This is a genomic window from Cryobacterium sp. TMT1-3 (assembly GCF_004402315.1).
Classification (GTDB): Bacteria; Actinomycetota; Actinomycetes; order Actinomycetales; family Microbacteriaceae; genus Cryobacterium; species Cryobacterium luteum.
In genome coordinates, this window is sequence record NZ_SOFW01000006.1 from 72,248 (window position 1) to 91,897 (window position 19,650).

14 protein-coding genes are annotated in these 19,650 nt (G+C 65.3%); 7 read left to right on the forward strand and 7 right to left on the reverse strand.

The features are described from left to right. Positions 1–64 precede the first annotated feature (64 nt). On the reverse strand, positions 65–1,054 hold the full coding sequence (gene lipA, locus E3O25_RS00895; RefSeq protein ID WP_134360235.1) for a lipoyl synthase: 990 nt from the start codon (positions 1,052–1,054) through the stop codon (positions 65–67). Next, positions 1,051–1,731, reverse strand: coding sequence for a lipoyl(octanoyl) transferase LipB (gene lipB / locus E3O25_RS00900; protein ID WP_092108018.1), 681 nt, complete (start codon positions 1,729–1,731; stop codon positions 1,051–1,053). Before lipB ends, lipA begins: the two co-directional genes overlap by 4 nt. 157 nt (positions 1,732–1,888) lie before the next feature. Here lipB and E3O25_RS00905 point away from each other — a divergent pair, with 157 nt between their 5' ends. Further along, on the forward strand, positions 1,889–3,838 hold the full coding sequence (locus E3O25_RS00905) for a protein kinase (RefSeq protein WP_166805934.1): 1,950 nt from the start codon (positions 1,889–1,891) through the stop codon (positions 3,836–3,838). 66 nt (positions 3,839–3,904) lie between these two features. Here E3O25_RS00905 and sucB read toward each other — a convergent pair whose 3' ends face one another. From sucB to E3O25_RS00920, 3 genes are all read right to left on the reverse strand, one after another. After that, the gene (sucB, locus tag E3O25_RS00910; protein WP_134360237.1) at positions 3,905–5,263 is read right to left on the reverse strand and encodes a 2-oxoglutarate dehydrogenase, E2 component, dihydrolipoamide succinyltransferase; all 1,359 of its coding nucleotides are present in this window, start codon (positions 5,261–5,263) and stop codon (positions 3,905–3,907) included. Positions 5,264–5,325: 62 nt separating this feature from the next. Next, positions 5,326–6,699 carry a dihydrolipoyl dehydrogenase gene (lpdA, locus tag E3O25_RS00915; protein ID WP_092108012.1) on the reverse strand — a complete coding sequence of 458 codons (1,374 nt, stop codon included), beginning with the start codon at positions 6,697–6,699 and terminating at the stop codon, positions 5,326–5,328. Positions 6,700–6,798: 99 nt separating this feature from the next. Then, positions 6,799–8,292, reverse strand: a complete 1,494-nt coding sequence (locus tag E3O25_RS00920) for a leucyl aminopeptidase (RefSeq protein WP_092108010.1) — start codon at positions 8,290–8,292, stop codon at positions 6,799–6,801. Positions 8,293–8,421: 129 nt separating this feature from the next. Here E3O25_RS00920 and E3O25_RS00925 point away from each other — a divergent pair, with 129 nt between their 5' ends. The 5 genes from E3O25_RS00925 (at position 8,422) to E3O25_RS00945 (ending at position 14,311) form a co-directional block, all read left to right on the forward strand. Next, the gene (locus E3O25_RS00925; protein WP_092108008.1) at positions 8,422–9,345 is read left to right on the forward strand and encodes a proteasome assembly chaperone family protein; all 924 of its coding nucleotides are present in this window, start codon (positions 8,422–8,424) and stop codon (positions 9,343–9,345) included. Positions 9,346–9,415: 70 nt separating this feature from the next. Further along, a complete protein-coding gene (locus E3O25_RS00930; protein ID WP_134360238.1) occupies positions 9,416–10,741 on the forward strand; it encodes a nitrate/nitrite transporter in 1,326 nt (441 codons plus the stop codon). Between the two features lie 204 nt (positions 10,742–10,945). Continuing rightward, positions 10,946–12,235, forward strand: a complete 1,290-nt coding sequence (locus E3O25_RS00935; protein WP_134360239.1) for an RNA polymerase sigma factor — start codon at positions 10,946–10,948, stop codon at positions 12,233–12,235. Between the two features lie 43 nt (positions 12,236–12,278). Continuing rightward, positions 12,279–13,556, forward strand: a complete 1,278-nt coding sequence (locus E3O25_RS00940) for a MurT ligase domain-containing protein (RefSeq protein WP_134360240.1) — start codon at positions 12,279–12,281, stop codon at positions 13,554–13,556. Beyond that, a complete protein-coding gene (locus E3O25_RS00945) occupies positions 13,553–14,311 on the forward strand; it encodes a type 1 glutamine amidotransferase (RefSeq protein ID WP_134360241.1) in 759 nt (252 codons plus the stop codon). The genes E3O25_RS00940 and E3O25_RS00945 overlap by 4 nt, the downstream gene beginning before the upstream one ends. 108 nt (positions 14,312–14,419) lie before the next feature. On the opposite strand, the gene E3O25_RS00950 is transcribed toward E3O25_RS00945, so the two are convergent. Next, a complete protein-coding gene (locus tag E3O25_RS00950) occupies positions 14,420–14,656 on the reverse strand; it encodes a hypothetical protein (protein ID WP_092108186.1) in 237 nt (78 codons plus the stop codon). 184 nt (positions 14,657–14,840) lie between these two features. On the opposite strand from E3O25_RS00950, the gene E3O25_RS00955 reads away from it, so the two are divergent. After that, positions 14,841–16,919 (forward strand): type IIA DNA topoisomerase subunit B, encoded by a 2,079-nt coding sequence (locus E3O25_RS00955; protein WP_092108184.1) that lies wholly within the window; start codon positions 14,841–14,843, stop codon positions 16,917–16,919. Positions 16,920–17,070: 151 nt separating this feature from the next. Here E3O25_RS00955 and E3O25_RS00960 read toward each other — a convergent pair whose 3' ends face one another. Then, positions 17,071–19,554, reverse strand: a complete 2,484-nt coding sequence (locus E3O25_RS00960; protein ID WP_134360242.1) for a DNA topoisomerase (ATP-hydrolyzing) subunit A — start codon at positions 19,552–19,554, stop codon at positions 17,071–17,073. Positions 19,555–19,650: the final 96 nt, after the last annotated feature.

Sequence of the window (19,650 nt, forward strand, 5' to 3'; positions counted from 1 at the left end):
CCAGTCACTCGAATGCCGCGTGACCGAATTCGTCTGTGCTCTCTCATTAGGAATCACTCTCGCATCAGGAAACGGCCTGCGCAAAGCCGAGCTGGGCATCCGCGAGTTGGCGCAGTTCGGGCGGGATCGCCCGCCCGGTTGCGACCATGGATTGCGCCCACAGACGCCCGGCACGGTAGGACGAGCGCACGAGCGGGCCGGAGAGAACACCCAGAAAGCCAATCTCCTTGGCTTCCTCGTTGAGCTCGACGAACTCTTCCGGGCGCACCCACCGGGCCACCGGCAGGTGCCGGGCACTCGGACGCAAATACTGCGTGATGGTGATGATGTCGGTTCCGGCCTCGTAGAGGTCGTGCAGCGCCTGGCTGATCTCCGCGCGTTCCTCACCCATGCCGAGGATCAGGTTGGATTTGGTGATCAGGCCGGCGTTCCGGCCCTGAGTGAGCACGTCGAGCGACCGGTCATAGCGGAACGCGGGGCGGATGCGCTTGAAGATGCGCGGCACGGTCTCCACGTTGTGCGCAAAGACCTCCGGTTTGGCGTCGAAGACCTGAGCGAGGTGTTCCGGGTTACCGGAAAAGTCCGGCACGAGGATCTCAACGCCCGTGCCGGGACTCTGCTGGTGAATCTGGCGAATCGTTTCGGCATACAACCAGGCGCCCTCATCGGGCAGGTCGTCTCGGGCCACACCGGTGACCGTGGCGTAACGCAGGTTCATGGTCACCACGGATTCGCCGACCCGACGCGGTTCGTCGGTGTCGTAGTCGGCCGGTTTGCCGGTGTCGATCTGGCAGAAGTCACATCGCCGGGTGCACTGCGAGCCGCCGATCAAAAACGTCGCTTCGCGGTCTTCCCAACATTCAAAGATGTTGGGGCAGCCGGCTTCCTGACACACGGTGTGCAGGTTCTCGCTCTTGACCAGGCTTTGCAGTTTCTGATATTCGGGCCCCATCCGGGCGACCGTCTTGATCCAGGCGGGCTTACGTTCGATCGGGGTTTCTGCGTTGCGAATTTCCAGGCGCAGGAGTTTGCGACCTTCGGGTACTGCGCTCATGCGTTCGTCCTGACGGTCTCAAGGCTGGCGGGGGACAGGGCCGCCTGGTGCAGCCCCGGTGCGCGACGGAACGCGTTGGTGATGGGGTCGATCAGCTCGGCGGGGTCGACGGAGTGCCCGAGTACACGTGTCATCGTGGTCACCCCGGCGTCGCGGATTCCGCAGGCGATGATTCGCGAGTAAGGTTCGAGCGAGTTGCTGCAATTGAGCGCGAAGCCGTGCATGGTCACGCCCTGGGCGACCCGAATGCCGATGGCGGCGATCTTGTCTTCGTGACCGGCTTTCCCGACCCACACCCCAGACCGTCCGGGCACCCGAACCGCACCGATGCCGAATTCGATCAGAACCTCGATCAGTATGCCCTCGAGGCATCGAACGTAGCCGACGACGTCCACCGGTTCCTGCAGGTGCACAATGGGGTAGCCAACCAATTGGCCGGGGCCGTGCCAGGTGATTTTGCCGCCTCGGTCGGCGTCGATGACCGGCGTGTCATCGATCGGGCGTTCCTCGGGCAGGGTGCGTTTACCGGCCGTATAGACGGCGGGATGCTCCATCAGGAGGACGGTGTCCGGCCGCTCTCCGGCGACGACGGAACGGTGGACTGCGCGTTGGAGCTCAAGGCCCTCAACATACGGCACGGAGTTGGCGCTTAGCCCCGCGACGACAAAGTCGAGCATCTGCTTAGTCTAGGGGCAGAGTTCGACTGGTGGGCTGCGGCGTTGGCAGGCGGCCGCTCATGGTGCCTCGACTCCTCCACCGCGGAGGGCAGCGCTGGTTGTGCACGGATGCGGGATGCGCTGCGCGGCAGAGGGGGCCGCGCCCGAACATGAAGGTGTGAAACGACGCCCTGAACAGCTGGCCCCGGTCGAGGATGAGGCCTCGCTTCGTCCCCGTCGTGGCCAGTCCGCCCCGCCCGGCGGGGAAGCTCAGCTCACCGCTGCGGCAACGATACAAACCGATGGTGTCGTCGCCGGACACCGGGTGCTCCGTTTGCTCGGTACGGGGACTCGAGCCACGGTGTACCTGGGCCATTCTCCGGGCGCGAGCGCCGTGGCTCTGAAAGTCTTTCGGGCCGACATCGCGGCCTCCAGTATCGAGCTCGATATTGCCGTGCTCACGTCACCGGCCGCGCCTGGGCTCGTGCAGTTGCTCGATGTCGCGCAGCTCGGTGACGGTCGAATCTGCCTGGTCCTCGAACGACTCCCCGGGGGATCCTTGGCGCGGTACCTCGTCGACAACCCGCGGCTGTCACCCGGGGAGGTCGTGACGTTGCTGGCACCGGTCACCGTGGCGTTGACCTCCCTGCACACGGCTGGGTTCGCGCACGGCGGCCTCAGCCTGGCCAGCATCCTGCTCGACGCAAGCGGTCGAGCCGTGCTGACCGGTTTTGGAGCTGTCACGCAGTTCAATGACCTGCCCCGTGAACGGATGCGGCTGCTCCGAGCCGACTACGCGCGCCTCGGCATCGTGATGCAGTCCCTCGTCGACACGCTCGACCCGGCCCACCCGCAGTTCCGCAGCGGGGCGGCGATAGCGCGGCGATTCCAGGCGGCCACGAACCTGATCGGTGGAGGGTCCGGGGCGAGAACTGCGGGCGCGCCCCTCGGGGCCATCCTCGGCACCCTGGAGCGCAACCTTTTCGATTGGGCCGACGCCGCACCGTTGCGAGGTTTTCACGCCGCTGCCCCCGGGGAGGTGAACGCACCGAGCACGCCCGGTCCCGCGTTCTCCTCGGCACCTCGTGGCATCGAGCCCGCTCTCTCGACCAGCGATCACGGCGACGGCATTCACGACAATTTCCACCACGCTCAGAACAAGATTCTCAGTAGATTCCGCAATCACGTCGGTACTGATCCGGCGCACCCGACACATCCCGACAACGATGACGGGTTCGACATTCAAATCGACGACAGATTCAACACCAGCTTCGACACCGAATTTGATCATGACCTCGACCTTGACCGCGACCTCGGCGGCGACCACGAATTCGATGACGTGCCGCCCCGCGCACCCTTCGGCCAGGCCAGGGTCGCCCTGCGCCGACTCACCGACCGCTGGGCCGCCCGCAGGCGCACAGGACAACGGCAAGCCCGGTTGGGTCGCACCCTCGCGACCGTGGTCGACTCGCATCCGCTCAGAGACGCCGGTCACCTGCTGCGAAAACGGCTGCACGGTCACCGGCGACCACTCCTGGTGTCGGCCTTCGGCGGTGCGAGCCTGCTCGTGCTCGCTCTCACCCTGTTTCCCGTCTTGGGGCAGGCGGGCGAGACTGGCGAAGACAACGGTGCAGGCTCGGGCGATCGCGCCAGCGGCTCTCCAAGTGCGCTGGCGCCGGCCAACGCACCCGCCAACCCACCAGCGGATGCCGCCGGCTCGGCCGCCCCGACCGATGCGCCTGCCACTCCGTCCGTGGCGGACGGTGCGGCGGCCCCCGACCAGGCGGCAATAGCGGGCGATGACCCGGTTTCGGCGGTCGTAGCGCTGCTCGCCCGCCGGGCGTCCTGTCTCGCGGCCGCGTCCCTGGTCTGCCTGGTCGAGGTGGATCAGACCGGTTCGGCCCTGCTGACCCTCGACAGCTACGACGCCCGAGAACGTCAGAAGGGGAGAACGGGCGGCCCCCTGGCCGACTACGTGGGGTTCCTGCCGACGCTGGCGGAACGAAACGGCGACCTGGCCGTCGTTGCCTTGATCCCGTCGCCGGGGCACGAAGAAAGCCAGCCGGCCTCGGTCCTTGTGGTCAAGGGCGAGGGCGGCTGGCGTCTCCGTGAGATTTTCGACTATTGAGTCTTCACCCACGGAGTTTTTCAACGACTCAGGTAGCGAGCCGAACGTTCACGCAGTTCGAGCTGGTCAGATTCCGAGGTTGCCCTCGAATGCACCGGCTTCGAGCCGTGCCTTCATCGTGGTGAGGAAGCGGGCAGCATCCGCTCCATCGATGATGCGGTGGTCGTACGACAGCGCGAGGTACACGCTGGAACGGATTGCAATGGAGTCGAGGCCGTCGTTGGTGACGACGAGCGGCTTCTTGTAGACGATTCCGGTGCCGAGAATGGCGCTCTGCGGCAGGAACACCACGGGCGTGTCGAACAGGGCACCGCGCGAACCGGTGTTGGTCAGCGTGAACGTTCCACCACTCAGTTCATCGGGCTTGAGCTTGTTGTCCCTGGTACGAGCGGCGAGGTCGGCGATCTGCGCGGCGAAACCGGCCAGATCGAGTTCGCCGGCGTTGCGCACAACCGGGGTCAGCAGTCCACGCTCGGTGTCGACGGCGATGCTGATGTTCTCCGAGGCCGGGTACACAATCGTGTCGCCATCTATCGTGGCGTTCACAATGGGGATGGCCCGAAGCGCCTCGGCGGCGGCGAGAGCGAAGAACGGCAGGAAGGAGAGCTTGTTGCCCGTCTTCTCGGCGAATGCACCCTTGACCCGGTCGCGCAGCATGGCGACGCGGGTGACATCGACCTCGACCACGGTCGTGAGCTGGGCGGATGACTGCATCGAGATGACGGCGCGCTCGGCGACGACCTTGCGCAGGCGGGACATGGGCTGAGTGGTGCCGCGCAACGGCGACACTTCGACCACGGGGGCGGCCGCGACCGCGCCGACAGCCGAGGCCGCCTGCACGATGTCTTCCTTGCGGATCCGTCCGCCCACTCCGGTGCCGCTGATCGTCGACAGGTCGACGCCGGCTTCGTTCGCGAGCTTGCGCACGATCGGCGTGACGTAACCGCTGGTGCCGGCGTGGGAGCCACGAGTTGCCGGGGCAGCGACAGCCGGCGCAGCAGCAGCGACCGGCGCGGGTGCCGGGGCTGCAGCAACCGGCGCCGGTGCGGGAGCAGCAATCGGAGCCGCGACGGGCTCGGGGGATGTAACCGGGGCCGCGACGGGCTCCGGGGCCGCAACCGGGGCTGCGACGGGCTCCGGAGCGGCGACGGGCTCGGGCGCCTCGGCAGCGGGTGCGGCAGCGCCGGACCCGTCGCCGATCGTGACGAGCGGGGTGCCGACCTCGACGGTCTCGTCTTCCTGCACCAGGATGGCTTCAATGATGCCGGCGACCGGGGACGGGATTTCCGTGTCCACCTTGTCGGTCGATACCTCGAGCAACGGCTCGTCGACCTCCACGCGGTCGCCCACGTTCTTGAGCCAGCGGGTGACCGTGCCCTCTGTGACACTCTCTCCGAGTGCCGGGAGGCTGACGGATTCGCTCATGCGTATGTCTCCTTCAAAACCGTTTGCTTGTCTGAAAATTGGATGAAAATGGTGGGCTCCGCCTACATCGCGTGAAGCGGTTTGCCGGCCAGAGCCAGGAAGGCCTCACCCATCGCTTCGTTCTGCGTCGGGTGGGCGTGCAGGAACGGAGCGATGTCCTCCGGGTACGCCTCCCAGTTCACCACGAGCTGGCCTTCGCCGATGAGCTCACCGACGCGGGCGCCGATCATGTGGATACCTACGATGGGGCCGTCCTTGACCCGCACCAGCTTGACCGAACCGGCCGTGCCGAGAATCGAGCTCTTGCCGTTTCCGCCGAGGTTGTACTCGTAGGTGGAGATCTGGTCGGCACCGAACTTGTCGGCGGCCTTAGCTTCGCTGTACCCGACGGATGCAACCTCGGGGTCACAGTAGGTGACCTTGGGGATGTTCACGTCCTCGACGATGATCGGGTTCAGCCCGGCGATTTCCTCGGCGACGAAAATGCCCTGCTGAAAACCGCGGTGTGCGAGCTGCAGTCCGGGGACGATGTCGCCAACGGCGTAGACGCCGGGGATGTTCGTGGCGAGGCGCTCGTCAGTGAGGACGAACCCGCGGTCCATGGTGACTCCGACCTCGTCGAAGCCGAGACCGGCCGTGACCGGGCCGCGACCAACGGCAACGAGCAGTAGGTCGGCCTCAACGGTCGTCCCGTTCTCCAGGGTGACGATGACGCCGGAGTCGGACTGAGTGACACTCTGAAAGCGGATGCCGAGGGAATACTCGATACCGCGCTTGCGGAACGCGCGCTCGAGCTGCTTGGAGATCGACTCTTCCTCATTGGGCACGAGGTGCGGCAGGGCTTCGATGATCGTGACGTCGGCGCCGAAGGACTTCCAGACGCTGGCGAACTCGACGCCGATGACGCCGCCGCCGAGGACGGCGACCTTCTTGGGAACGTAGTCCAGGGCGAGTGCGGTCTCGCTCGTGATGACACGGCCACCGATCTCGAGGCCGGGCAGCGAGCGGGAGTAGGAACCCGTGGCCAGGATCACGTTCTTGCCGACGATCAGGTCGTCGCCGACCTGAACGGAGGTGGGGGAGACCAGGTGGCCTTCACCGGTGATCACGGTGATCCCGCGAGCCTTGATCAGACCCTGAAGTCCCTTGTACTTGCTCGCTACTATGCCCTCGCGGAACGCGGTGACGGCAGCGATGTCGATGCCCTCGAACGCCGTCTTGACGCCGTATTTGGCGGCTTCCCGGCTGACGTCGGCGACCTCGGCCGAGTGCAGGAGGGCCTTGGTCGGGATGCAACCGACGTGCAGGCAGGTGCCGCCGAGTTTGCCCTTCTCGATCAGGCCAACGGTGAATCCCAGCTGCACGGCCCGCAGCGCTGCTGCGTATCCACCGCTTCCGCCACCGAGAACGACAATGTCAAAATTCTGTTCCGACACTCAGCTACTCCCTCGCGCATTACGCTTTGTCACGACGACCGACGGATTGTGCTGATCGGCCGCGTGGTTTGACAAGCTTTTCTTGCCCCTACGACTGTACTACGGGCGTGAAAAGTCCTCGGCCAGTCGAAGCAGCGCCCGAACCGACACCCCGGTCGGTCCGGCTGCGGTGAATCCCCAGCCGGCACCGGAATTCTGAGCCGGCCCAGCGATGTCGAGGTGAGCCCACGGAATCGTCTGCCCGGCGGCATCCGTTCCGATGAACTCCCGCAAAAAAACCCCGGCGAGGAGCATCCCGCCGGCGGTGCTGCCGATCTTCGCATTCGCGATGTCGGCGACGTCCGAATTCAGGGTGGCGCGTAACTCATCCGGGAACGGCATCGGCCAGGCCGATTCGCCGACCGCGGCACTGGCTGCGAGCACCCGCTGCACCAGGGCGTCATCGCCCATCGTGCCGAAATACCGGTTACCGAGGGCGACTACCTGGGCTCCGGTGAGGGTGGCGACATCGACGATCGCGTCGGGGTGTTCTTCGCCGGCGGCGACGAGGCCGTCGGCGAGCACGAGGCGACCCTCGGCGTCCGTGTTGAGCACTTCGACGGTGCGGCCTCCGCGCATGCGCAGTACGTCATTAGGGCGAATAGCCGAGCCCGACGGCATGTTCTCGGCGATGCACATCCACGCGGTGATCCGCACCGGCAGCTGGAGCCGGGCAGCGGCGACCACCACGGCGAGCACCGTGGCCGCACCGGTCATGTCGTATTTCATGCCGACCATCGATGCCGGCGGCTTGAGCGAAAGCCCGCCGGTGTCGAAGGTGATGCCCTTGCCGACGAGGGCCAGGTGCTTGGCGGCCCCGGTCGGGGCGTAGCTGAGCTTGACCAGTCGCGGCGGTCGGGTGGATCCGGCTCCGACTCCGACGATGCCGCCGAACCCATCGGCGGCGAGCTGATCTTCGTCCCAGACGGTCACGTCGAGCGGCAGGTCGCGCGCAGCTTCGACTGCCAGGTCGGCGAGCGACGCCGGGTAGAGGTCGAGCGGCGGCATGTTCACGAGGTCCTTGACCAGGCGGATCGCCTCGGCGCTGGCTCGGGCACGGTCGACAGCGGATCCCGCCGGAGTCGTGCTGTGCACGACGACGCTCTGAGCCGGCAGCTTCGCGTCGGCCAGCGAACTCTGCCGGTAGGTCGTGTAGGAGTACCCACCGAGGGCCGCGCCCTCGAGCACGGCCTCCACCTGCGCGGCGTCGTTCAGCGGAAGAGCGAAGGCAACGGAAGCGGCACCGATCAGTTGGCGCACGGCGGAACCAGCCGCGTGGCGGAGGGTGTCGGTGCTGATCTGGCGTCCGAGCCCGACGATGGCGATGGCGCGCGGGGTGCCGACAGCGGCCACCAGACGCACCACCTCATCACGAGCGCCGGTCACGTTCAGCAGCGGGAGCTGCGCAGCCACCGACGCGATGAGGGCGTCGCCGAGCGTGACGTCGGCGAGCAGCCGCGCCCCATCATCCGTTTGAAGTGCAGCGAGGATGAGAACGTCGGCGGCGGAGTCCCCTGCGGACTCGGTGGACAGGGACAGTGTCGGAACAGTCATATCTTGATGGTAACCGTGGCCCGTCGGCGTCGCCGGTCCAGCCGGGTCGCTCATCGCTGTTCGCTCTGGGCGCGATGCTGAACGCCCGCAAACACAACACGGATGGAGCCTCCGGATTAGAGTTAAGGAATGTCAGACCCCGAGGAGCTCTACGAACTCACCGTTGACGCCGATGGCGTCCCGCAAGGGTTGCATCTGGTCATGGGCCTGACCGGCTTCGCGGATGCCGGCGGTGCGGTCGCGCAGTTTACCGACTACCTCCTGACCACACTGGATCACACGGTGGTGGCGTCCTTTGACACCGACACCCTGCTGGACTATCGGGCCAGGCGCCCGATCATCTACTTCGATCAGGATCACCTCACCAACTATCAGCCGCCGTCACTGCGACTGTACCTGGCCCGCGACGAGATCGGGCAGCCGTTCCTGTTCCTGACCGGCTTCGAGCCCGACTTCCGCTGGGAGCAGTTCACCGCAGCCATGCTGCAGCTCATCGACCGCTTCACCGTCGCCTCGACGACCTGGGTGCACGCGATTCCCATGCCGGTGCCGCACACCCGTCCGGTCGGGGTGACCGTCAGCGGCAACCGATCCGATCTCATCGAGAACCGTTCGGTCTGGCGGCCGCACACCCAGGTGGCGGCCAATGTGCTTCACCTGCTGGAATATCGGCTGCAGGAGCGGGGGTCGTCGACGGTCGGATACGTGCTGCTCATTCCGCACTACCTGGGCGACACCGAGTTTCCCGCGGCAGCATTGAGCGCCCTCGAAAGCACGAGCGCGTCCACCGGGTTGATCTTTCCGACCGATCGCCTGCGGGAAGCCAATCGCGAGTTCGTCGCGCGCATCGATGATCAGGTGCAGAGCAACCCCGAACTGGCCAAACTCGTCGGCACCCTCGAACAACGCTACGACGCCTATATGGAGGGCAGCCCGCTGCGCTCTCCCCTCACCGATGAAGACGGTGAACTGCCGTCGGCTGACGAAATCGCCGCGGAACTCGAGAATTTCCTGGCATTGCGCCGCAGCCGTGACGACGGGCCCGCCAGCTGAACGCAATCGGAGTCCGGTGCAGACCACGGCCTGACCCGACCGGCGGGAGGAACGCGATAGGTTTGATCGAATGAACTCTCGTCGATCTACCCTGATATTTATCGTCGGGTCGTTCGCGTACCTGTCGGCCGTTCTGCAGCGCACCTCGATGGGGATCGCCGGGGTGGCCGCCACGGACCGGTTCGGCGGTTCAGCTGCCATCCTGTCGAGCCTGGCCGTCGTTCAACTCATCGTCTACGCCGCCGCGCAGATTCCGGTCGGCGTGTTGATCGACCGGTACGGACCCCGGGTGCTCATGATCACCGGCACGGCGCTCATGGTGACCGGCCAGATCACCCTGGCCCTTGCGCCGGATATCAGCGTCGCAGTCATCGGCCGCATTCTCGTCGGCGCGGGCGACGCCACCATCTTCATCTCGATGATCCGCCTGATCAGTTCATGGTTCAGCGGACGCATCGTTCCGCTCTTGTCGCAGTGGATGGGCAATATCGGCCAACTCGGTCAGGTTCTCTCTGCGGTTCCTCTGGCCTGGCTGCTGCACACAAGCGGCTGGGAGCCCGCTTTTCTGTCTGCGGCCTCCGTGGCTGTCATCGCCCTGATCGTGGTCATCATTTTCGTGCGAGACCGCCCCCGGGATATCACCGAGCACGTGCGCGCCAATAGCCTGGGCATCGCTCTGACTCAGTTGCGGCACAGTTTTCGGCGCCCGGGCACCCAACTCGGATTCTGGTCGCACTATGTAACGCAGTCTTCCGGTACCGTGTTCAGTCTGCTCTGGGGCTATCCGTTCATGGTCTTCGGGCTCGGCTACGAACCGGCATTCGCCGCCGGAATGCTGACCGTGCTGGTCGGTGCCGGTCTCGTGTTCGGCCCGATCCTTGGCCTGCTGACGGCACGCCACCCGCTGCGTCGGAGCAACATCGTGCTGGGCATCGTGACGGTTATCGGAATCGCTTGGGCGATCGTGCTGCTCTGGCCAGGGGTTCCGCCCTTATGGACAATCGTGGTGTTGTTGGTGGTGCTCGGCATCGGCGGTCCCGGGTCTCTCATCGGTTTCGACTTCGCACGCACCTTCAACCCGCAACGGAGTCTGGGCTCGGCCAACGGCGTCGTCAACGTGGGCGGCTTCACCGCGAGTTTCGTCATGATGTATCTGGTCGGGCTGCTCCTCGACCTGCAGAACGGCTGGCGCGTCGCCGGGGGAGCGTCGAGCGACCTGTACACGCTCGACGCGTTCCGGGTGGCCTTTTCGGTGCAGTACATCATCGTCGGAATCGGCGTCGGGTTTCTGATCCACGCCCGACGGAGAACGCGGCGCCAACTCTCCCGTGATGAGGGAATAGAAGTCGCCCCGATCTGGGTTGCACTATCACGCGCGTGGAAACGGCGTAACTGATGATCGTAGTACGCGCCGTGGCTTGTCGTCCACACAAACCGTGCAATAATATTTTCTAGGACCCGTTCTGGTCCGGGGCACACTGATTTCGTATCGGTGTGGGCATCCCGGGACTTGACATGGGTCCAAGTTCTGCCCAAAAACGCTTCTGGCTCCTTTTGCGGCTCCCAGAAGCAGGTACTACTCCGCATGAGAGGTATTCGAATGGTAACCACCGTCAAGACCGAGGTGACCGAGGTGACCGAGGAGTCTGTCACGACTCCCGTAGTACCGACGGTCAAGAAGACCGTCACCAAGGCGGCTGCCGCCAAGGCCGCTGCCGCTGAGGCTGCCGCGACGAAGAAGTCCACAGCTGCCGCCGAGAAGCCCGCTCCCAAGAAGCGTGTCACCAAGGCGAAGGTCGTCAAGAAAGACGATGATGCCGACGTGGACGGCGGTTCCGAACCTGACGAAGACGACTCGGACGACGACAGCACCAAGCGCACGGCGTCGACGGAACCGCTTCCCAGCGGGGCCCTCGTACTTTCGCTCGTCGATGACGACGACGAGGTACCGGTTTACTCCAGCGCCATCACCGGCGCCACGGCCGACCCGGTCAAGGATTACCTCAAGCAGATCGGTAAGGTCGCCCTGCTGAACGCGGCCGAAGAGGTCGAACTGGCGATGCGCATCGAGGCCGGCCTGTTCGCCGAAGACAAGTTGTCGGAGATGACCGAGGTCGAGAAAAAGAATTCTCTCGGCCGTGAGCTGCAGTGGGTCGCCAAAGACGGTGCCAGGGCCAAGAGTCACCTCCTCGGCGCGAACCTGCGCCTCGTCGTGTCACTCGCCAAGCGTTACACCGGCCGTGGCATGCAATTCCTTGACTTGATTCAGGAGGGTAACCTCGGGCTCATTCGTGCCGTCGAGAAGTTCGACTACACCAAGGGCTTCAAGTTCAGCACGTACGCCACCTGGTGGATTCGCCAGGCGATCACCCGCGCCATGGCCGACCAGGCCCGCACCATTCGCATCCCCGTGCACATGGTCGAAGTCATCAACAAGCTCGCCCGCGTGCAGCGCCAGATGCTGCAGGACCTCGGTCGCGAACCCACGCCCGAAGAACTGAGCCGCGAACTCGATATGACGCCGGAGAAGGTCGTCGAGGTGCAGAAATATGGTCGGGAACCCATTTCGCTGCACACCCCGCTCGGCGAAGACGGCGACAGTGAATTCGGTGACCTCATCGAAGACACCGAAGCTGTCGTGCCGGCAGATGCCGTTGGTTTCACCATGCTGCAGAAGCAGCTCGAAAGCCTGCTCGACTCACTCTCGGAGCGTGAAGCCGGCGTGATCCGCATGCGCTTCGGCCTCGGCGACGGAATGCCGAAGACCCTCGACCAGATCGGCGACACCTTCGGTGTCACCCGTGAGCGGATCCGCCAGATCGAGTCCAAGACGATGGCCAAGCTGCGCCACCCGTCCCGGTCGCAGTCCCTGCGCGACTACCTCGAGTAAACGTGACAGTGACAGGGTTCGCCCGGGTTGTGACGTGCCGTTCGTGAGTTCCTTTCGGCACGCTCCCGCGATTCTCATCGGTCGGGTGGTTCGGGTGCTTGCTCGGTGGCGCAAACCGGGCGGCGGCTCGGCCATACCCGGCGTCATCGTCAATCGCATCGCGCCCGGCTTTCTCGCGTCGACCCTCAATGGTTTCCCGCTCGGGCTTGTGATCGTCACGGGTTCCAGCGGCAAGTCGACGACGACGAAAATGCTCGTCGCCGTTTTGCGTGCCCACGGCCTGACCGTCTTCACCAACCAGTCGACGGCGAACATCAGCCAGGGCCTGACCAGCGCTCTTCTGGAGCGGGTCACCCTCTCCGGGCAGATCGCCGGCGACGTTGCCGTACTTGAGATGGATGAAGGCCACGGGGCGTTGATCGCCGCATCGTTGACGCCGCGCGTCGTCGCCCTCACCAACGTGATGGTCGACCAGATCGACCGGTTTCACGACTCCGAGATGGTCGCCGCCCTGCTCGCCAAAATTTCCGCGCGCGCCACAGAGACGGTTGTGCTCAACGCCGACGACCGATACCTCGCCGATCTCGGTTCCCACCTTGACGCCACCGTGCAGGTCGCCCGCTACGGCGTCACCGCCGCGGTGCTTGGCCAGTATCCCCGCGGGCTCGGGTATGCCGACACCGCTGTGAATCGGCTGCCAGCCGGCACCGGCCTGCAGCTGACCCGCGTGGTCGGTCGTGACGCCGATGTGCTATTCCCGACGGGCGGGCGCCACATCCGTCTGCCGGCGCGCGGCATCCACTACGCCGTCGATGCGCTGACGGCGTTGAGCACGGCCCAGGCCACCCTCGGCGAACGCTTCGATCCCGCCTTGGCCTGTGCGGCACTGTCGGCCATGCCGGCAGTTTTCGGTCGCGGTGAGGTCGTCACCGTTCGCGGCAAAACCGTTGAGTTCGTGCTCGTTCAAAACCCGTCCAGCTTTCAACTCAACGTTGACAGCCTCGAGGCCGGCACCGAGCAGATTCTGATGATCATCGGATCCGATGTTCGGGATCCGTCGTACTTCTGGCCGGTAGACACCTCGGGTCTGGGTCATGTGCTCATTGCGTCGGGCCTGAAGGCTCACGACATCGCCCTGCAGCTCGCCTACGACGACGTTGTCGTGGACCGCATCGAACCGGACGTGCCGACGGCCCTCGACGCGTTCCTGGCCCTGCCCGATCCCGTCTTCGGGGTGAAAACCATCATCTTCTCTGCCGACGGCATGCGCCGCACCCGCGCCCACCTCGGCCTCGTCTCCAACGCTGAGGATCCGGAATGACCGCCACCTCCCTGGGGCGACCGTTCACGGTCGTCTCGCTGCTGCCCCGCCTGCTCGACACCAACGGTGATGCCGGGAACGCCCGGGTGCTCGCCCAGCGCATGCGCTGGAGTGGCCACGACGCACGGGTCGTCGACGTGCACTCGCGCTCCGATCTGCCCGAACAGATCGACGCTGTGTCGATCGGGTCGGGAACGGATGCTGCGCTCCTGCCGGCCCGAGATGGCCTCCGTGCCCTGGTCGAGGAACTTCGCGTCTGGTCGAACTCCGGTGTTCCCATCCTGGCCGTTGGTACCGGTTGGGAATTGCTGAGCTGGGGCATCGACCTGGCCGACGGCAGCGTGCTGGAGGGCCTCGGGCTCGTGGCCGGCCACGCTGTACCGCGCTCGATCCGAGCCACCGATGACATTATCGTCGCCTCGAAGTACGGACGGCTGATCGGGTTCGAGAACCACGCCCGTGACTATGTCGGGGCCGAAGCCAGTCCGCTCGGACGAGTCGTCTACGGCACGGGAAACGGCGATGCGGCAACCGGTCCCCGGATCGAAGGGCTGACCATGGGGGAGGTGTTCTGCACCCACCTGCATGGTCCGGTGCTGGCGCGCAACCCTGGCCTCGCCGACCACCTGCTGCTGGCAGCGTTCAATCGCCATGGGCTCGCGTATTCACGTGGCTTCCTGGCCGCCAGCGTCGATGCGATCGCCCAGTCCGCACGCAATAACGCTGCTGTTCGGTTGGGCCAGAGCGCCGAATAGCCGAACGCGGGCGAGTGGGCAAGGAAATGCCGCGCAGGTGGCTGGAGGATACCAGCCGACTGCGCGGCATTTTTGCGCACTAACTCCCGACGGAGTGAAGAGCACTGATCAGGAGCGTTGGTCTTCGAGCAATCTGCTCGACTCGTCGTGCCAGCTTTCGGCGATGCTCGCGAGCTTCTCCTGGTGCTTGCGGCCGTGGTGGGCGCAGAACAGCAGTTCGCTGTTCTTCACGACCACGCGAATGTAAGCCTGGGCACCGCAAGCGTCGCAGCGGTCGGCTGCGGTGAGCTGGTGGGGGGCGCTCTGGTGGTCTGTTGCACCATTTTCGGTGGCGATCTGGGACATATTCTCCTCCTCCAGACTGAATTGCATGAACCCTCTTCACTAATGTAAACACGCCAAGGCAGCAATGACGAGATGAACGGCCGGTATTTCGCTTACCGCGTAGACGTGTCCTGTCGAGTGGCGGCCCGTGACCGGCCGGGCCGGCGCGACAGACCACCGGTCAGGGCCGGTATTCTTGGTGGTTGTGAGCTCCGACTATTCCGCCCGCCACCTGTCAGTCCTCGAGGGACTGGAGGCAGTGCGCAAACGCCCCGGCATGTACATCGGATCCACCGACTCGCGTGGTCTCATGCACTGCCTCTGGGAGATCATCGACAACTCCGTCGATGAGGCCCTGGGCGGGCACGGTGCGAGCATCCAGATTGAGCTGCACCCGGACCAGAGCGTCGAAGTTCGCGACACAGCTCGGGGGATCCCGGTCGACATCGAGCCCAAGACCGGCCTGACCGGCGTCGAGGTGGTTTTCACCAAGCTACACGCCGGGGGAAAGTTCGGCAGCGGGTCCTACGCCGCGTCGGGCGGGCTGCACGGGGTGGGAGCATCCGTCGTCAACGCCCTGTCCGAGCGCCTCGACGTCGAGGTCGATCGTGACGGCAAGACCTGGGCCATGTCCTTCCATCGCGGGGAACCGGGTCTCTTCGCCGATTCGGGCGAGAAAAGCCCCGACGCGCCGTTCACTCCGTTCGAGAACCAGAGCGAACTTCGGGTGATCGGCAAGGTCAAACGCGGCGTCACCGGCACCCGCATCCGCTACTGGGCTGATCGCCAGATCTTCACCAAGGGCGCCTCATTCCAGACCGACGAGGTGCTCAATCGAGCCCGCCAGACGGCCTTCCTCGTACCCGGCCTCGCCATCGAGGTGGCAGACCGGCGCACCGAGGAGTCGGTCACCAGCCTGTTCCAGTTCGACGGCGGCATCTCCGAGTTTGTCGAACACCTCGCAACGGATGCCCCGATCACCGATACCTGGCGACTGACCGGCAGCGGCACCTTCAGCGAAACCGTCCCGGTGCTCACCGACAAGGGTGCCATGGTGCCGACCGAACTCGTGCGTGACTGCCAGGTTGATATCGCCCTGCGCTGGGGCACCGGCTACGACACGATCGTGCAGAGCTTCGTCAACATCATCGCCACCCCCAAGGGCGGCACCCATCAGGCCGGATTCGACGCGGGACTGCTGAAGTTCCTGCGTGGGCAGGTGGAACTCAACGCTCGCCGGCTAAAGGTCGGCAGTGACAAGCTCGACAAGGACGACGTCATGGCGGGGCTCACCGCCGTGCTCACCGTGCGCCTGCCCGAACCGCAGTTCGAGGGGCAGACCAAGGAGGTGCTCGGCACTCCGGCGGTGCGCGCGATCGTTGCGAACGTCGTGGCCACGGCCATGGCCGTGCGGTACGCCTCACCGAGGCGCGACGACAAGACGCAGTCGGCGCTGCTGCTCGATAAGATCGTCGCCGAGATGAAATCGCGCATCTCCGCTCGGGCCCACAAGGAGACCCAGCGTCGCAAGAATGCCCTGGAAAGTTCGTCCCTGCCGGCGAAGCTGGTCGATTGCCGCAGCAACGATGTGTCCACGAGTGAGCTTTTCATCGTCGAGGGCGACTCGGCTCTCGGCACCGCCAAGCTCGCTCGAGACAGCGAGCACCAGGCGCTGCTGCCCATCCGTGGCAAGATTTTGAACGTGCAGAAGGCATCCGTTTCAGACATGCTTTCCAACACCGAGTGCGCTTCGATCATCCAAGTGATCGGAGCCGGCTCCGGCCGCAGCTTCGACCTGTCGGCGGCCCGCTACGGCAAGGTCATCATCATGAGCGACGCCGATGTCGACGGCGCCCACATCCGCACCCTGCTCCTCACGCTGTTCTTCCGCTACATGCGACCGATGATCACCGAGGGCCGAGTCTTCGCCGCCGTTCCGCCGCTGCACCGGGTCGTCGTCATGAATCCGGGCTCGAAGCCCAACGAGACCATCTACACCTACTCGGAAACCGAACTCCACGCGGTGCTCAGCGCGCTCGAGAAGAAGAACCGCCGCTACCAGGACCCGATCCAGCGTTACAAGGGTCTCGGTGAAATGGATGCCGACCAGCTCGCGACCACGACCATGGAACGCGCCCACCGCACGCTGCGGCGGGTACGTGTCGACGACGCTGAGTCAGCTGGAAAGGTGTTCGAACTCTTGATGGGTAACGATGTGGCCCCACGCAAGGAATTCATCATCGACAGCTCCGACACGCTGTCCCGGGACCGCATCGACGTCTAGCCGGGACCGCTGCGGGGGCTGATTCAGGAAATCCTCCCGGTCGCCGAGAATACCGGCCCATGTTTTCCGGCTCAGGGAGCGGCAACGGGGCGTTTTTCCTGAATTGGCAACACCTCGGGGTGGTGTCGAGCGGCGGCCACACCAGACGGTGCTAGATCTCGGTGCCGATGGCTCCGATGATGGCGTCGAGCATGACCCCGGAGGCGTCTCGACGGGAGCCGGACTCCGGCAAGGCGCGCGGGGTGCCGTCCGGTCCGACGGCTCGGGCGGGCGCTCGGCCGGCCCAGGCCACCGCGAGGGTATCCTCTCCCTTCAGGAATCGCTGGGCGCGCACGCCGCCGGTCGCACGGCCCTTGGCCGGGTATTCGGAGAACTCGCTCTGTTTGGCGCTGCCGGGATCCGTTCCGGGTAAGGTCTGGCTACTCGCGGCCACCGTGGCCACGACCGCCGTGGTTAGGTCGTCCGTAGACAAACTCGTGAAGAACACGACCGTTTCGCCGGGAGTCAGCTTGATGCCGGCCATGCCGCCCGCGGCTCGGCCCTGCGGCCGTACGCCGAGAGCGGTGAAGCGCAGCAGCTGAGCGTCCGAACTGATAAAGACCAGGTCGTCGTCCTCGGCACCCTGCACCGCACCGACCACTTCGTCTTTGGGCTTGAGCGCGATGATCTCGAAGCCCGGCTTGTTGGCCCAGTCGCCGGGTGTGACGCGCTTGACGACGCCCTGTCGGGTGCCGAGGGCGATGGCTTGATCGGAGTCCAGCGAGACGATCGCGAGCACGCGTTCCGTCTTATCGGGCAAGGCCAGGTACTCGCTGATGCGCACACCGGCGGCCAGCTGAATCGACGTCGGCGGCATCACCGGCAGGTCGACGGGGGAGAAGCGGATGAGCCGGCCACGGTTGGTCACCGCGCCCACCTCGGTACGACTCGTCGTGTCGAGCGTTGAGCGCACGGCATCGTGCTTGCTGCGCCGCTGCGGAGGCTGGATCCGAGGCGGTACGGCGTCGTCGACCGCGACCAGATCGACGCGGGCGATGCGCCCGGTCACGCTCAGGAAGACCCGGGTAGGAATGTCCTGCACCTCGAGCACCGCGGCCTGTCGTTTGGCAGCGGCCGCAGACAGGCCGGCGATACTCGGTTTCGCCTCGGTGAGCACCGTGCGCCGCGGAGTTCCGAACTTCTCCGCCACCGCGCCCAGTTCCTCCGACACCAGCGTGCGGATGGCGGGCTTGGACGACAGGAGCTTCTCCAGTTTCGCGATCTCCGCGAGCAACTGGTCGCGCTCAGCTTCCAGCTCGATGCGCGAGAACTTGGTGAGGCGTCGCAGCCGAAGTTCGAGAATATACTCGGCCTGAATCTGACTCAGGTCGAACACGTCGATGAGTTTGGCCCGGGCCTGCTCGGTGTCGTCACTGCCCCGGATAACCTGGATAACCTCGTCAATGTCAAGAATCGCGACAAGCAGACCGAGAACGAGGTGCAGGCGCTCCTTGCGCCGAGCCAGCCGATAGGCCGAGCGCCGGGTGACGACCTCGATGCGGTGGTTGACGTAGACGTGCAGCAGTTCGAGCAGGCCGAGGGTTTGCGGGGCACCGTTGACGAGAGCGACGGCATTGATGTTGAACGAATCCTCGAGCGGGGTATAGCGGTAGAGCTGTTCGAGCACGGCATCAGGGCTGAAACCGGTCTTGATGCCAATGACCAGGCGCAGTCCCTTGGTACGGTCGGTGAGGTCGGTGACGTCCGAGATGCCGCTGAGCTTCTTGGAGTTAACGCCGTCCTTGATCTTCTCGATCACCTTTTCCGGACCGACCAGGTAGGGGAGTTCGGTCACGACGAGCCCGGTCTTGCGAGCGCTAATCGACTCGACCGACACGCGGGCACGGGTCTTGAAGCTGCCGCGCCCGGTGCCGTAGGCATCCTTGATGCCGGCCAGGCCAACGATGGTGCCGCCGGTGGGCAGGTCCGGCCCCGGCACGAACTCCATCACATCGTCGAGGGTGGCGTTGGGGTGCGCCAACAGGTGCCGGGCAGCTCCGACCACCTCGATCAGGTTGTGGGGCGCCATGTTCGTCGCCATGCCGACGGCGATGCCGCTCGTGCCGTTGACCAGCAGGTTGGGGTAGGCGGCCGGCAGCACGTCGGGCTGGGTGAGTTGGTTGTCATAGTTGGGTACGAAATCCACGACATCTTCGTCGAGGTTCTCGGTCATGGCGAGTGCCGGGGCGGCCAGGCGCGCCTCGGTGTAGCGGGGAGCCGCCGGCCCGTCGTCGAGGGAGCCGAAGTTACCGTGCCCGTCAATGAGCGGCACCCGCAGTGAGAACGACTGGGCCATGCGCACGAGGGCGTCATAGATGGCCGTATCACCGTGCGGGTGCAGCTTACCCATCACCTCACCGACGACCCGGGCGCTTTTCACGTGCCCCCGGTCAGGGCGCAGCCCCATTTCGCTCATCTGGTAGAGGATGCGCCGCTGGACGGGCTTCAGGCCGTCCCGCGCATCGGGCAGTGCCCGGGAGTAGATCACGGAGTAGGCGTACTCGAGGAAGGACCCCTGCATCTCGACCGTGACGTCGACGTCTTCGATGCGTTCGGTGCTGCCGGCGGCGGGTGGGGTGCTATCTGAGCGGCTCATTGTGACTTCTGCTTCGGGCGTGCAGCGAGAACCGGTCGAACCGGTCGGGCTGCACTACATCGGGGGCGCCTTCGAGCGCTGGAGGGCTCGGGTTGC